This is a genomic window from Ruegeria sp. B32 (genome assembly GCF_025141855.1).
GTDB lineage: Bacteria > Pseudomonadota > Alphaproteobacteria > Rhodobacterales > Rhodobacteraceae > Ruegeria > Ruegeria arenilitoris.
Map to the genome: position 1 here is coordinate 552,067 of NZ_CP081106.1, position 15,429 is coordinate 567,495.

Below are 15,429 nucleotides of genomic sequence, written 5' to 3' on the forward strand. Positions count from 1 at the left end.
CTGTCAGTCGGCGAAGAAGAATTCGTCTGGGCGGTGCACTCCGAAATGCGCGCCGGGTTCCCACGCCCACATGGCCTGTTCGGGAACATTGCGCAGACGGTTTGAAACCACGATCGGCTGGGGCGCGCCGTTCAGAATTCCGATGCCATAGATCTGGTCGGCGTGTATCTTCAACATTTCCTCCCAGACCGCCCGGCGTTCATCCTCGGTTTTTGCAAGTTCCCAGATGTGGTTCAACTCCAGCAAGCGCTGGGCTTCGGGCAGGTCGGGCGGCTCGCCGGCTTCGCCGCCGGTTTGATAGTGCTGCCCCCATTTTGGCCAGGCCAGAAACACCTGGTCGGTCGGGGCCAGGTAAACCGGTGACGTATGCAGCTGCGGGATGCCATCATCCCAGCCATACCAGACCGAAGCCATCGTATTGCCGGCAAAAACACGGTTGCGCAGGATGTCGCGGTCAAGCGGACGCATGACCAGTTTCACCCCGATTTCCCGCCACGTATCAGTCACGATCTGCAGCGCGTTCTCGACCTCTTGGCGTTCTCCGGCTGTTTCGATCACCAGTTCCATGGGACGGCCGTCCGGCAACAGGCGTATGCCGTTCTTGTCGCGCTGCGTCAGCCCGACCTCGTCCAGCAGGGAGTTGGCCTGTGCGACGTCGTATTGCGCCCACGCCTGCGCATTCTCTTCACTGTAGAAGGGCGAGGCAGGCAAAACGGACATGGCGGCCGGATGCGCCAGTTTGAAATACAGCGCCTGGTTGATGGTCTGACGGTCGATGGCCAGCGAAAGAGCGCGACGGACACGGACATCGCGCAGCGCATTGCGCCAAACCTCGTCTTCGAAATTCAGGTTGGGGTAGATCGCGATCTGTGACGCAACACCGGTTTTCCAGAGTAGCGTCTTGTAATTTCCGTTGGCTTCGCCCTTTTTCAGGATCGAGGCATCCCGAAAATCAAGCCCACGACCCTGCAGGTCGGTCTCACCGGCATTGGCCTTGGCCGCCACTAGGCCGGGAGCCACGATCTCCATCTCGACCACGTCGATGTATGGCAGTTGCAAACCCTTCGAGTCGATGCGGTGGTAATAGGGGTTGCGGACGAAATTGTGCCGGATCTTCTTGCCCGAGCTCGCGTTCAGCCACGGCTGCAGAGTGGGCAGTTCGTGATTGTCGTACTTGTAGAGGTTGTCCAGCTTGTTGTGCAGGGCGGCCCAGCTCTTGACACGTGCGTCACTGACCTCGAAGTCCAGCTTTTCCTTGTCGGCATATTTCTCATGATAACGCTTCAGGAACGCAGCAGGGCGGTAGATGAATGGTGGTCGCGCCTGCGCCAGTGAGGCCAGAAAGTTCGGGTTCGGGTCGTCCCATTCGTAGATCACCGTCGTTTCGTCCGGGAACGTGACAGTGGGGAGTTTGCCCTCAACCCGCAGGAAATCTGGGGGGCCGGACGGGCTGAGGAGCTCGTTGTTGGCCACGTCTTCCCACCAGTATCGGAAGTCTTCCGAGGTGAAAGGTGTGCCGTCCGACCATTTGTGCCCCTTGCGCAGGTGCAGAGTGTACTTGCGGTTCTCTTCGTTGTCGTAAGACGCCAGCAGATCGGGGACCAGATTGTACTGGGCATCGAAGCCCACCAGTCGGGCGTAGCCATAGACCACCATCTGCCGGATATCCTTGGACCGGGTGACCATCGTGCGCAGGGTTCCGCCCTGTTTGCCGAATTCGCGCCCTTTCGAAGACAGGTCGACGATCAGCGGTTCCTGCGGGATGCGATCTTGCACCGGGGGCAGGTTTCCGATGTCCACCTCGGCTTTCCAGAACGTGCTTTCCTGCAGGTCGGGAAGGGTGTCGGCCCAGGCGGGCAGCGCCGCGCCCAGCGTCAGCGCGGCGGCCAGAAACTTGAATCGAGTGGTCTTAAACATGGCAACGTACCTTATGGCCGGGCTCCATTTCCACGAGTGAAGGTATCATGGTGTCAGAGAATCTAAAGGCGTCATCCCAACTGTCCGGAGACCCGGCGCCAAGGGCGACCAGCTTCAGATCGATGGGACGATTGATATCGGGTTCGGGTTGTGCGGCAATCAGAGCCTTGGTGTAGGGGTGGCGCGGGTTGTAGAACAACGTCTCGGGTGGAGCCTGTTCGACGACCAGCCCCTGGCGCATGACCGCGACCTCGTCCGCGATACGGGCGACCACGGCCAGATCGTGAGAAATGAAAAGATAGGACAGGTTCAGACTGTCCTGCAGTCTTTCCAGAAGGGTCAGGATTTGCTCTTGGACCGAAACGTCCAAAGCCGATGTCGGCTCGTCGCAGACGATCAGGGACGGATCCAGCATCATCGCACGGGCGATTGACAGGCGTTGGCGTTGACCGCCGGAAAAAGCGTGGGGGTAGCGCTTGAGCATACCGGCGTTCAATCCCACGCGTTCCAGCATTTCAGCGGCCTTGTCGCGGCGCTCGGCCGTCGTGCCGATATTGTGGATCTCCAGCGGTTCGGTCATCGCATCCTGAATGCGCATGCGCGGGCTCAGAGAACTGTAGGGATCCTGAAACACCATCTGAGCCTTGCGCTGAAACGCCGTGCGCTCCTCGCGGGTCATCTGGTGGACACGTATCGGGTCTTCGCCCGGCGCGGCGCGAAAAAGCACTTCGCCGCCCGGGTCTGGCAGCTCGGCCCCCAGCGCGATCCGGGCCGCGGTGGTCTTGCCCGATCCGCTTTCGCCGACTACGGCCAACGTCTTGCCGCGGGCCAGTTTCAGGTCGACGCCCCGGCAGGCGTAAATCAGCTTGTCCGCTTTCCAACCGCGCGACGACCGCATCGTGTAGGTCTTGCACACATCCTTCATGTCGAGGATCAGATCCTCGTCCGGCATCGGAATTCCCACGGCTTCCTTGTCCGGGATCTCGGGGGCCGCATCAAACAGCTGGCGGGTATAGGGATGGGCCGGAGCATTCAGGATCAGCTCGGCCGAACCCGCCTCCATCACGCGGCCTTTGTGCATGACGACGACCTGTTCGGCCATATTGGCGACCACGCCCAGGTCATGCGTCACCAAAACCAGCGCCATACCAGTTTCTTTCTGCAGATCCTTGATAAGGCCCAGCACCTGGGCCTGGGTCGTCACATCCAGCGCAGTTGTCGGTTCGTCGGCAATCAGCAATTCCGGTTTGGACACCATCGCCATCGCGATCATCGCGCGTTGACGCATCCCGCCCGAAAGTTCGAACGGATACGAGTCATAGGCACGCGCTGGATCGGGAAAGCCCACGCGTTCGAACTGCGACAGCACTTCCTTGCGGGCCTCAGACTCGGAGGCGCCCCGATGCAGCCACAGAACTTCGCTGACCTGATTGCCGATCTTGTGCAACGGAGACAGAGACCGCATAGGTTCTTGAAAGATCATCGAAATTCGATTGCCGCGGATGCCACGCATCTCACGTTCGGAAATTTCGGACAGCGCGACGCTGCCCTTGGAGGTGTTCAGCTGCATTACGCCACTGCGGATCTGGGCCGTTCTGGGCAGAATGCGCAGCACCGCCCGGCAAGAGATCGTCTTGCCCGACCCGGATTCCCCGACCAATGCCAGCGTTTGCCCGGCCTCGACATCGAAATTCACATCTCTGACGACGGGCTCCCCGGCGCCGAAACCGATGCTCAGGTCTCGGACAGACAACAAGGCCGTCATGCGGGCTTTCCACCCGTGTGGCCACCACGTGACATTGGTTTTGAACTCCCTGGTTTTTTTGTCGCAGTTTCGCGCGCTTGGGGGCGACTAGTCAAATACCTTCTTGGGCTGAAATGTCGCGGAAACGTGACGAACAGTCCATTGTGCCTACACAAAGTCTTGAGTTTTTGTCATCAAAGCCGCGATTGGCCGCGATTGGTGGTCGTTAAGGTATCAGGGAGATATTTCGCAATGTCCGACGCGCAAAGCCGACTGGATCTGTTCATTGATCGCATGGTCTCGCAGCGGGCATGTCTGGATTTCGCGATTGCCGACACGGCCGATTTGGCCGGTCCGGTGTTCGAACTGGGTCTGGGAAACGGGCGCACTTATCATCACATGATGAATCGGGTCCGCAACCGACCCGTCTATGTGTTCGAACGCGCTGTGGCCTCGCACCCCGATTCCACCCCGCCCGAAGATCGTCTGATCCTGGGCGACGTGCGCGAGACGCTGCCCGCCGCGCTGGATCGGTTCGGCGCGACCGCCAGCCTGATCCATGCCGATCTGGGCGGCCACAACCGCGAAAAGAACGATGCCTTCGCCCGCTTTGTGTCACCCCTGATCGAACCGCTTCTGGCCGAGGGCGGGCTGATGGTCTCGAGCGATCGGATGTATTTCGAGACGCTTACGGAGCAGACCCTTCCCGCAGAAGCGGTTCCGGGTCGCTGCTTTATCTACCGGCGCTGAGCGGCGTTCCGCAGGGTCACTTTGCGCGGGGACTCGATCCCGGCACGGCGGGCGGTCTAACCTACGCGTGACGTTCACGCAAAGGACCGCCCATGCTGTTTTACGATTGCTCGACCGCCCCGAACCCGCGCCGTGCCCGGATGTTCATCGCCGAAAAGGGGCTGCAGATCGAAACCCGCGACATCTCGATCGCCAAGGGCGAGCAAATGAGCGAGGCGTTCCGAAAGGTGAACCCCCGCGCCACCATTCCGGTTCTGGTTACCGACGAGGGGACCGTTCTGACCGAGAACCTCGGCATCGCTGCCTATCTCGAGGCGCGCTTCCCTGAGCCTCCGTTGATGGGGCGGACACCGGACGAGAAAGGGCTGGTGCTGATGTGGAGCGCGATCGTCGAGCAACAGGGCGGGGCGCCCATCGCAGACGCGCTGCGCAACACGCATCCGGCCTTCAAGGACCGCGCCATCCCCGGACCGCAGAACCACGCGCAGATCCCGGAACTGGCCGAACGCGGCCTCGCGCGCGTCGGAGCGTTCTTCGACCTGCTCGAAGAACGTCTGCAAGACAGCGCCTTCATCGCGGGCGAGGCGTTCTCGCTGGCCGATATCTCGACCTTCGTGTTCGTGGATTTCGCCCGTGTCATCAAGATGCGCATCCCCGAGGGCAACACGGCAACCCGGGCCTGGTTCGACAGCGTGCGGGCGCGACCCAGCGCCAGCGCCTGACAGCACTGTACAGAAATGTCTAGACAGAAGTGAACAGTGCCCCTAGCGTCCTTTGGGAATCGTCCAGGGGAGGTCGGGATGAAATCGCAGTATCGCGTTGTGGTCATCGGGGGCGGCGTTGTCGGCGCCTCGGTTCTGTATCATCTGGCCAAGTTCGGCTGGTCGGATGTGGTCATGCTGGAACGCCGGCGGCTGGCCTCGGGGTCGTCATGGCACGCGGCGGGGGGGATCCATGCGCTGAACGCCGATCCGAACATGGCGGCGCTGCAGGTCTATACGATCGATCTGCTGAGCGAGATCGAGAAGGAATCCGGCCAGAATATCGGCCTGCACATGACCGGCGGCCTGACGCTGGCCGGAACCCCCGAACGGTGGGAGTGGTTGCAGGCGAACTACCGCATCTTCCAGTCCATCGGCATCGAGGATTGTGAATTGCTGTCCCCAGAAGAGGCGCAGAAACGCTGCCCGATCATGTCCACTGACGGCATTCTGGGCGCGATGTGGGCCGACCGAGAGGGCTATATCGACACCACCGGCACCGTGCAGGCCTATGCCAGTGCCGCGAAAAAGCGCGGGGCGGAATACTACGAGGAAACCAAGGTCGAGGAACTGATCCAGACAGCCGATGGCTGGCAGGTGGTGACCGACCGGGGCACGATCACCTGCGAACATGTGGTCAACGCCGCCGGCCTGTGGGCCAAGCAGGTGGGGCGCATGGCGGGGATCGAACTGCCGGTTTCTCCGCTGAAACATCACTATCTGATCACCGACACCGTGCCCGAGGTCGCAGCGGCCGATTTCGAGATGCCGATGACAGTGGATCTCGAGGGCTTCACCTACATGCGACAGGACCAGAAGGGCGTTCTGGTCGGTATCTACGAGGTCGATCACGAGCACTGGGCCATGGACGGCGCGCCGTGGAACTATGGCGAGGAGCTGTTTCAGGAGCAGCTGGACCGCATCGAGAACGAACTGGTGCTGGGCTTCGAACGCTATCCGGCGATCCAGAACGTGGGCATCAAGACATGGGTGAACGGTGCCTTCACCTTCTCGCCCGACGGCAACCCTCTGGTCGGTCCGGTGCCGGGCAAGCGGGGCTATTGGACCGCTTGCGCGGTGATGGCCGGGTTCCTTCAAGGCGGCGGCGTCGGCAAGACGCTGGCCGAATGGATGATCCATGGCGAGCCCGAGGCCGACGCCTGGCCGATGGACGTGGCGCGCTACGGCGATTACGCGCAGAACAAGCGCTACATCCGCGAGACGACCGGGCAGTTCTATTCCCGCCGCTTCGTGATGACCTATCCGAACGAGCAACTGCCCGCCGGTCGCCCTCTGAAGATGTCGCCGGCCCATGACGCGATGACCGAAGCGGGTTGCAAATGGGGGGTCAGCTGGGATCTCGAGGTGCCGCTCTATTTCGCGCCCGAGGGGTTCGAGGAAACGCCAACCCTGAAACGCTCGAACGCCTTCGACATCGTGGCCGAGGAATGCCGCACCATCCGCGAAGGCGTGGGCCTGATGGACATCACCGGGTTCTCACGGTTCGAGGTTTCGGGGCCCAATGCGGAAATCTGGCTCAACAAGGTGATGGCCTCGAAACTGCCGGGACCGGACCGCGCGAAACTGGCGCCGATGCTGGGCGAGAACGGGCGGCTCAAGGGCGACCTGACGGTTCTGAACTGGGGCGACGGCACCTGGTGGATCATGGGCAGCTATTACCTGCGGGCCTGGCACATGCGCTGGTTCGACGATCACATGATCGATGGCGTACAGGTGCGCGACCTTGGCGAAGAGGTCTGCGGCTTTGCCGTGGTTGGCCCGAAATCACAGGCGGTGGTCGAGAAACTGGCCGAACAGGATATCTCAACCCTGAAATTCATGGGCTGCGGTGACTACGACATCGGCCTCGTGCGCGCCCGGGTGGCCCGCATGTCGGTCACTGGCGAAAAGGGTTATGAGATCAACTGCCGGTATGGCGACCACATCGCCCTGCGCCGCGCGCTGCTCGAGGCCGGAGCCAGCGAAGGCATCCGCGAATGCGGCTTCAACGCGATGCTGTCCACGCGACTTGAGAAAAGCTTTGGCATCTGGTCGGCCGAGTTCACCCAGGCCTACACCCCCGGCATGACCGGCATGGACCGCTGGATCGACTGGGGCAAGGATTTCGTAGGCAAGGACGCGGCACTGGCCGAGCGTGAGGGCAACGGCCCGGCGCAGGTTCAGGTGACGCTCGAGGTGGACGCGCTGGATGCGGATGCCAGCGGGTACGAGCCGGTCTGGGCGGGCGACCAGCGAGTGGGTTTCGTGACCTCGGGCGGGTATGGCCACTATATCGGCAAGTCGCTGGCGATGGCGCTGGTGGACCGCGACAAGGCGCGGCCGGGCACCGAACTGTCGGTGCACGTGGTCGGGGTCGAGCGGCCCGCGCGGGTGATCGCGCCGTCGCCATATGATCCCGAGGGCAAGGCGATGAGGGGCTGATCGTGGCGGCCCGGGGCAGGGATCGGCGAAGGCGGGGCCGGGGTGCGGAGTCCGCACCCGCGACCCATCGGGACGTGAATTATCGCCAGTTGCGCAACCCGTTTCCGGTGATGGAGGTCTTTCCCGCCGACCAGATCGCCGACATGCACGAAACCGCTCTGCGCACGCTTGAGGAACTGGGCGTCAAGGTCCTGCTGCCCGAGGCGCGGCGTCTCTTTGCTGCTGCAGGCGCGCGGGTGGATGAAGACAGCCAGATGGTGTTCATCGGCCGCGATCTGGTCGAGGCTGCGGTGGCCTCGGCCCCGAAATCCATCGCCTGCCTGGCAGGGGCGCGGCATCGCGACTTTGTGCTGGAGCTGGGGAGCCTTGTCTTTCAGCCCGGCGCAGGGGCGCCCAATGCCACCGATCTGGAACGCGGCCGCCGCCCGGCCAGCGGGCAGGATTACCTCGAGTTCCTGAAACTCACCCATCATTTCGACGTGTTCCAGATGATCTCGCCGCAGGTCGAGCCGCAGGACGTGCCGACCCACCTGCGCCACTATTTCACCACGCAGGCGCAGATCGAGCTGACCGACAAGTTCCCGTTCTTCTTCTCGCGCGGGACGCCGCAGGTGATGGATTGCTTCCAGATGCTGGCCGTCGCGCGCGGTCTGTCCGATGACGAGTTCCGCGCCCACCCGCATTGCTACACGATCATCAACACCAACAGCCCGCGCACCCTGGACATTCCGATGGCGCAGGGGCTGATCGACTTTGCCCGTCACGGGCAGATGTCGATCATCACGCCGTTCACTTTGATGGGGGCGATGGCGCCGATCACGGTCGCGGGCGCGATCACCCTGTCCCATGCCGAGGCGCTGGCGGCCCTGACGCTGACCCAACTGGCAAATCCCGGCGCGCCGGTCTGCTATGGCACCTTCACCAGCAACGTGGACATGAAATCCGGCGCCCCGGCTTTTGGCACGCCCTCGCATTTCCAGGCCTCGCTGGCGGCGGGGCAGATGGCGCGGCATCTGGGCCTGCCGTGGCGGTCGGCGGCCGGGTCGGCCTCGAACGCCAATGACGTGCAGGCCGCCAATGAAAACCAGTTTGGGCTGTGGGGTTGCCTGATGGCGGGGGCCACCGTGATCATCCATTCGGCCGGGTGGCTGGAAGGGGGGCTGACCGTGTCCTTCGAAAAGCTGGTCTGCGATGCCGAGGTGCTGAACATGGTAGCCGAGCTGTGCGCAGGGGCTCAGGCCGGTCAGGCTGAGATTGGCTTTGACACTGCCTTGCGAGAGGTCGAGCCCGGCAGCCATTTCTTCGCCGCCAGCCAGACGATGGAGCGCTACACTACCGAGTTCTACGAACCGCACCTGCATGACTATGCCAATTTCGGTACCTGGACCGAACGCGGATCGGTCGATGCGAACTACCGGGCCACCGCGGTCTGGCGGGACATTCTGAACAATTTCGAACCACCCGCGCAGGGCCAGCCGGGGCTGGACGCCATGCGCGACTTCATCGCCCGCCGAACCGCCGAGGGCGGCGCGCTGCCGGAGAGTTGAGATGAACAGCAAACCCATCCTGCATCGTGACGACCCCAAGGCCGAGCCTCTGGTCGGCAACGTCAAGGTCACGCGCGACGACTGGCTGAACGTGGCGATGGACGTGCTGATCTCGGACGGGGTCGAGCAGATCAAGGTTCTGAACCTGGCCGAGCGCATGGCGGTGTCGCGGTCCTCGTTCTACTGGTATTTTAAATCCCGGCAGCAGCTGCTGGACGCGCTGCTGGATCGCTGGCAGGCCACCAACACCGCCGCCCTGATCGCGCAGGCCGAGGCCCCGGCCGAGACCATCACCGCCGCCGTCTGCAACGTGCACCGCTGCGTGGTCAACACCGCCCTGTTCGACACGGCGCTGGATTTTGCCGTGCGCGACTGGGCGCGGCGGTCGGGCAAGGTGCGGCGGATGCTGGACCAGTCCGATGCGCGACGCCTGGCCGCGCTGCGCGCCATGTTCGCCCGCCATGGCTATGAAGCGGTCGAGGCCGAAACCCGTGCGCGCGTGCTGTACTACATGCAGATCGGCTATGATCTGGCGCAGTTGAACGAGCCACTGGCCATGCGCCTGTCTCTGGTGCCGCATTACCTGTACGTCTTTACCGGAGTCGAACCGCGGCCCGAGGAAATCGAGGAATTCAGCGCCTATGCCAAGCGCTGCTGGGAGGGAGGATCAAGCCATGAGCCAGCCTGACGCAATCATCATCGGAACCGGCGTGATCGGCGCGGCCATCGCGTTCGAGATGGCCAAGGCCGGCTGGAAGACCCTGTCGCTGGACCGCAACGCGCAGGTGGGGCATGGCTCGACCGCCGGGTCCTGTGCGATCATCCGGATGCACTATTCAACCTTCGACGGCACCGCCTTTGCGTGGGAGGGCTATCATTTCTGGCGCGACTGGGCCGAGTATCTGGGCCTGTCCGACGGGGCCGATCTGGCGCAGTTCCGCGAGAAGGGCTGCTTGGTCATGAAGACCGAGGCCAACGGCCACCTGTCAAAGCACATGAAATACAGCGCCGAGTTGGATTGCCCGTTTGAGGAATGGTCCGCCGAACAGATACACGATTGCCTGCCGATCTATTCTCTGGACAGTTTTGCCCCGGCCAAACGGATGGATGACCCAGCCTTTGGTCAGCCCAATGGCAGCAGGATGCAGGGGGCGGTGTTCTGGCCCAAGGCCGGCTATGTCACAGACCCGGCCCTGTCCGCGCAGAACCTGATGCAAGCGGCCACGCAGCGCGGCGCGCAGGTGCGGACCGGGGCCGAGGTCGTCGAAATCTTGCAGGAAGGTGGCAGGGTCAAAGGCGTCCGACTGGCCTCGGGCGAAGAGATTCATGCGCCGGTGGTGATCAACGTGGCCGGGCCGGGATCGTCGATCATCAACCGCATGGCGGGTGTGCTGGACGACATGACCATCGAAACCCGCCCGCTGCGACAGGAGGTGGTCCACGTTCCGGCGCCCGAAGGGTTCGATTTCGAGCGTCAGGGAACCATCGTATCGGACAGCGATATCGCCTGCTACTGCCGGCCGGAACATGGCAACCATATCCTGATCGGATCCGAGGACCCGGACTGCGACCCGCATCAGTGGTGCGAGGACGATGTGCACTACAACCACGACTTCACCGACCAGTGGACGACGCAGGCTATGCGATACGCGCAGCGCGTTCCCAGCCTGGGCATCCCGTCCAGAACGCGAGGAGTGGTCGATCTGTACGACGCCTCGACCGACTGGATCCCGATCTATGACAAGTCCAGCCTGCCAGGGTTTTACATGGCCTGCGGCACCAGTGGGAACCAGTACAAGAACGCGCCGATCGCGGGCAAAATGATGGCCACGCTGGTCGCGTATTGCGAGGGCGGGGCGGATCACGACGCCCAGCCCCTGCAATTCGAGCTGCCTCATATCAAACGCACCATCGACGTGGGCTTTTACTCTCGCAAGCGACCCATCAACGAGGAAAGCAGTTTTTCCGTCCTTGGCTAGCCATGCCGGACAAATGCGCTAGCTCTCGGGAAACACTGAGAAAGGGCGTGTGGGATGGTAGAGAATGACACCAGAGTTCTGATCTTGGGGAGTGCGCCCGCAGCGCTGGCGGCGCGGGAATGGGCGCGTGGGCCGTTCACTCATATCGTGGCCATCAACAACGCCTGGCGCATCCGCGAAGATTGGGATTTCCTGATCCACCCCGAGGATTTCCCGGCCGAGAACCGCCCCGACTGTCTGACAGTGACGCAGCGCATCGTAACGGCGCAGGATTATGTCCCGATCCAGAACGCGTATGGCGGCTTCGTCTATGCCGGTGGCACCATGGCCTTTACCGCCGGGTACTGGGCGCTGGGTGCTCTCAAACCATCGGTGATGGCCTTCTTTGGCTGCGACATGGTCTATCCGCGCTCGGGCAATACCCATTTCTACGGCCAGGGAACGGCCGATCCCTTGCGCGCCGACGTCACCCTGCGCTCGCTCGAGGCGAAATCGGCACGGCTGGCGCTGCTGGCGGCGCGTCAGGATTGCAACGTGGTGCGGTTGTCCGTTGGACCCAGCCGGCTGGTCTATCCGTCCGTCTCTCATACCGAAAAGATCCCCGAGGCCCGGCCGCGCACTGAACACGTCGATGCTCTGCTGCAGGCCGAGTACGAGGCGGGCTACATGGTGCCATCCGGCCGGTATTGGGAGGTCGAAGACCGGTTCAATCCAGCCGTTGTCGACCGGCTGGATGCGGCTTGGCTTGCGGCCTACAAAGCCTCGGCGCTGGATCAGGCGGCCTGAGCGCGCGGCGCGCGCAACAAGTCATCGACCTTTCGTCTGGCGGTCTCGGCCGCTTGTATCCGAACCGGGCCGTAACCGCGGATCTCGTCAGCGCAGGACAGGATGCTTTGCCACGTTTCGGTATCCCGATCCCCGTACTCGGCCACAAGGCGGTCCAACAGCCCCTGGTACCAATTCAGCAGATCGCGGTGCAGGCGCGCTTCGGCATGATAGCCAAACGGATTGAGAGCTGTTCCGCGCAGTGCCCGCATCTTTGACAGGCCCCGCAGAACCGGCTGCATCCAAGGTCCGAACGCCTTTTTCAGCGGTCGGCCCCGGGCGTCCGTTCTGCGGCTCAGCAGGGGCGGGGCCATATGGAAGCGGACCGCAAAATCGCCCTCGAACTGGTTGGCCAGATCCTGCGCGAAATGGTCCGAAGTCATCAGCCGCGCGACTTCGAACTCATCCTTGTAGGCCATGAAGCGGAACAGGTTGCGAGCGACGCTGCGCAGCAGGGTCTCGTCAGCCTGCGGCAGAGCCGAGCGGAAGGTGGCGATTCGATCGGCATAGGCCTGCGCGTATTTCGCGCTTTGATACTCGGTCAGGTAGGCGGAACGGCGCGCAATCATCTGATCCAGTGTTTCTTCTGAACCAACGTCGTCGGAAGGCAGCGCCAGAACGTCCGGACGAACTGCCATGTTGCGCCCGATTGCAAAAGCCAGACGGTTCTTCTCGACAGCGACGCCATTCAGCAGAATCGCCTGACCCAGCGCGACATGCGATACCGGCACAAGACCGTGCTGCCACGCAAAACCCAGCATTATCACATTGGCAAACACCGCATCACCCAGCAGGGTTTCCGCCACCGCGTTGGCGTCGAAACCGAACAGGTTTTCAGCCCCGACCACGTTCTGAATGGCCTGTTCACGGGCATTTGCCTGCAACTGAGCGTCGCGGCGCAGAACGATATCGCCGGTCGGCATTTCAGCCCGGTTCAGGACCACGCGCGTACCCTTGCGGTAATGCGCCGAGGCTTTGGGGGCCGAACTGACGACGACGTCGCAACCAATCACCGCATCGGCCGCGCCCTGATCAATGCGGACCTGGTTCAGCGCGTTTGGAGTGTCTCCTAAACGGATATAGCTGAGAACGGTTCCGAATTTCTGAGCAAAGCCTGTGAAATCCAGGACCGAGGCGCCTTTCCCTTCGAGATGGGCCGCCATCGTGATCAGCGCACCAACCGTCACCACGCCTGTGCCGCCCACGCCGGTTACCAGCAACTCGAACGGTTTGTCCAGGCGGGGCAGGGTAGTGTCGGGGAGCCCGTCCTCGAGTGTTCCCAGATCCAGCTTTGTAATGCGTTTGCGGCGTTCGCCGCCTTCGATGGTCACGAAGCTGGGGCAGAATCCGTTGAGGCACGAGAAATCCTTGTTGCACGAGCTCAAATTGATCTTGCGCTTGCGGCCCAGCGGGGTTTCGCGCGGCTCGACGCTCAGGCAGTTGGATTCGACCGAGCAGTCGCCACAGCCTTCGCAGACCAGATCGTTGATCCAGACGAACCGCTTGGCGTCCTCCATCGTGCCGCGCTTGCGGCGGCGGCGTTTTTCGGTGGCGCAGGTCTGTTCGTAGATCAGAACGGTCACGCCCGGGATCTCGCGCAGTTCGCGCTGCAGGGTGTCCAGCTCCGCCCGGTCGTGGAACGTGGTTTCCGACGGGAAATCCGCGTGGTGGAACTTCGAGATGTCGTCAGACACGATGGCGATCCGCTCCACGCCCTCGGCGCGGCAGGTCTGGGCGATGCCGGCGACGCTGACCGGGCCGTCCACCGGTTGGCCGCCGGTCATGGCCACGGCGTCGTTGTAGAGGATCTTGTAGGTGATGTTGGTCCCGGCCGCGACCGCCTGCCGGATCGCCAGCGAGCCCGAGTGATACCAGGTGCCTTCGCCGAGGTTCTGGAAGATGTGCTTTCCGCCGTTGAACTTGGACGCAACCACATGCGGCACGCCTTCGCCGCCCATCTGGGCATAGCCGACGGTGTGGCGATCCATCCACGAGGCCATGACGTGGCAGCCGATGCCACTGGCCGCGATCGAACCATCGGGCACTTTGGTCGAGGTGTTGTGCGGACAGCCCGAGCAGAAATAGGGCGTGCGGGTCGCACCGGGCACGTTGATCAGTTGCGGCGGCTGGTCCGTCAGCGCCTTGGCCTTGGCGGGCAGATCCTCTTCGGGGAAAAACCGGTGCAGGCGGTCGGCCACGATGGGCACCAGCATCAGCGGGCTGAGTTCACCCGTCCAGGGGATCAGCGGCTCGCCGTGGCTGTCGTATTTGCCCACCATCTTGTGCGGCTTGTCGCCGGGCCAGTCATAGAAATATTCCTTGAACTGGCTTTCGATGATGCCGCGCTTTTCTTCGACCACCAGCACCTCGGCCTTGCCCTTCACGAAGCGCAGCGCGTTGCGCCGCGCCAGTGGCCAGACCATGCCGACCTTGTAGATGTCGATGCCCAGACGGCGGCAGGCGGCCTCGTCCAGTCCCAGCAGGCGCAACGCCTCCATCAGGTCAAGATGGGCCTTTCCGGTGGTGACAAAGCCGAACTTGGCGTGGTCGATGTCATAGATGCGCCGGTCGATCGGGTTGGCCTCGGCAAAGGCGCGCACGGCGCGCAGCTTGTGCTGGATGCGGGTCTCGATCGCGGGCGAGGGAAGGTCGGCGGCGCGCACGTGCAACCCGCCGGGGGGCAGGTCGATCTCGGGCAGGATGAACTGACGGTCGGGGCGCAGCTCGACCGAGCGGGCGCTTTCGACGGTTTCCGAGATCGCCTTGAACCCGACCCAGGTGCCGGAAAACCGCGACAGTGCAAAGCCGTATTCGCCGAATTCCAGATACTCCTCGACCGAGGCGGGGTTCAGCGTGGGCATGAACCATGCCATGAAGGCAACGTCGGACTGGTGCGGCATCGAGGAGCTGACGCAGCCATGGTCGTCGCCGGCCACGACCAGCACGCCGCCCTTAGGCGCCGAGCCATAGGCATTGCCGTGCTTCAGCGCATCGCCCGAGCGGTCGACGCCCGGCCCCTTGCCATACCACATCGAGAAGATGCCTTCGAATTTGCACTGCGGGTCCAGCGTCGCCTGCTGCGCTCCCAGAACGGCGGTTGCGCCCAAATCTTCGTTCACGGCGGGCATAAACGTAATGCGGTCGGATTTCAGCCGTTCGCGCGCGCGCCACAGCTCCAGGTCCAGCCCGCCCAAGGGCGAGCCGCGATAGCCCGAGACGAACCCGCCCGTGTTCAGCCCTGCATCGCGGTCGCGCCGCGCCTGATCCATCAGGATGCGCGCCAGCGCCTGCGTGCCGGTCAGGAACACGCGACCCTCGGTCTGTTCGTACCGGTCTGTGAGTTGATAAGTGCGAAGAGTGCTGTCGTGGCGGCTCATGGCTTGGACCTGGATTGGCTTTGAGATTGAACAACTGTAGTTCGGTATTTGCGAAATGTTGTGCCAATGGGTCCGCAAGCTTGATAA

The 15,429-nt window shown here is 62.9% G+C and carries 10 protein-coding genes; 7 read left to right on the plus strand and 3 right to left on the minus strand.

Features of this window, described 5'->3' with window-relative positions; translation table 11 throughout:
• Positions 1–3: 3 nt before the first annotated feature.
• Together K3752_RS02950 and K3752_RS02955 are read right to left on the minus strand one after the other, a co-directional pair.
• Complete coding sequence (locus K3752_RS02950; protein ID WP_260064854.1) at positions 4–1,917, minus strand: ABC transporter substrate-binding protein; 1,914 nt, start codon at positions 1,915–1,917, stop codon at positions 4–6.
• Entirely contained in the window at positions 1,910–3,682 is a 1,773-nt protein-coding gene (locus tag K3752_RS02955) for an ABC transporter ATP-binding protein (RefSeq protein WP_170390840.1), read from the minus strand. The genes K3752_RS02950 and K3752_RS02955 overlap by 8 nt, the downstream gene beginning before the upstream one ends.
• Before the next feature lie 231 nt (positions 3,683–3,913).
• On the opposite strand from K3752_RS02955, the gene K3752_RS02960 reads away from it, so the two are divergent.
• From K3752_RS02960 to K3752_RS02990, 7 genes are all read left to right on the plus strand, one after another.
• Positions 3,914–4,411 (plus strand): class I SAM-dependent methyltransferase, encoded by a 498-nt coding sequence (locus tag K3752_RS02960; protein ID WP_170390841.1) that lies wholly within the window; start codon positions 3,914–3,916, stop codon positions 4,409–4,411.
• Between the two features lie 92 nt (positions 4,412–4,503).
• Entirely contained in the window at positions 4,504–5,133 is a 630-nt protein-coding gene (locus K3752_RS02965; protein WP_260064858.1) for a glutathione S-transferase family protein, read from the plus strand.
• A 78-nt stretch (positions 5,134–5,211) separates the two neighbouring features.
• Entirely contained in the window at positions 5,212–7,614 is a 2,403-nt protein-coding gene (locus K3752_RS02970; protein ID WP_260064859.1) for an FAD-dependent oxidoreductase, read from the plus strand.
• 2 nt (positions 7,615–7,616) lie between these two features.
• Complete coding sequence (locus K3752_RS02975; protein ID WP_260064861.1) at positions 7,617–9,161, plus strand: trimethylamine methyltransferase family protein; 1,545 nt, start codon at positions 7,617–7,619, stop codon at positions 9,159–9,161.
• Position 9,162: 1 nt separating this feature from the next.
• Positions 9,163–9,849 (plus strand): TetR/AcrR family transcriptional regulator, encoded by a 687-nt coding sequence (locus K3752_RS02980; protein ID WP_260064863.1) that lies wholly within the window; start codon positions 9,163–9,165, stop codon positions 9,847–9,849.
• Complete coding sequence (locus K3752_RS02985) at positions 9,836–11,140, plus strand: FAD-binding oxidoreductase (RefSeq protein ID WP_260064865.1); 1,305 nt, start codon at positions 9,836–9,838, stop codon at positions 11,138–11,140. The genes K3752_RS02980 and K3752_RS02985 overlap by 14 nt, the downstream gene beginning before the upstream one ends.
• 54 nt (positions 11,141–11,194) lie before the next feature.
• On the plus strand, positions 11,195–11,926 hold the full coding sequence (locus K3752_RS02990; protein WP_260064866.1) for a hypothetical protein: 732 nt from the start codon (positions 11,195–11,197) through the stop codon (positions 11,924–11,926).
• Here K3752_RS02990 and K3752_RS02995 read toward each other — a convergent pair.
• Positions 11,914–15,342 (minus strand): indolepyruvate ferredoxin oxidoreductase family protein, encoded by a 3,429-nt coding sequence (locus K3752_RS02995; RefSeq protein ID WP_260064868.1) that lies wholly within the window; start codon positions 15,340–15,342, stop codon positions 11,914–11,916. The genes K3752_RS02990 and K3752_RS02995 overlap by 13 nt on opposite strands.
• Positions 15,343–15,429: the final 87 nt, after the last annotated feature.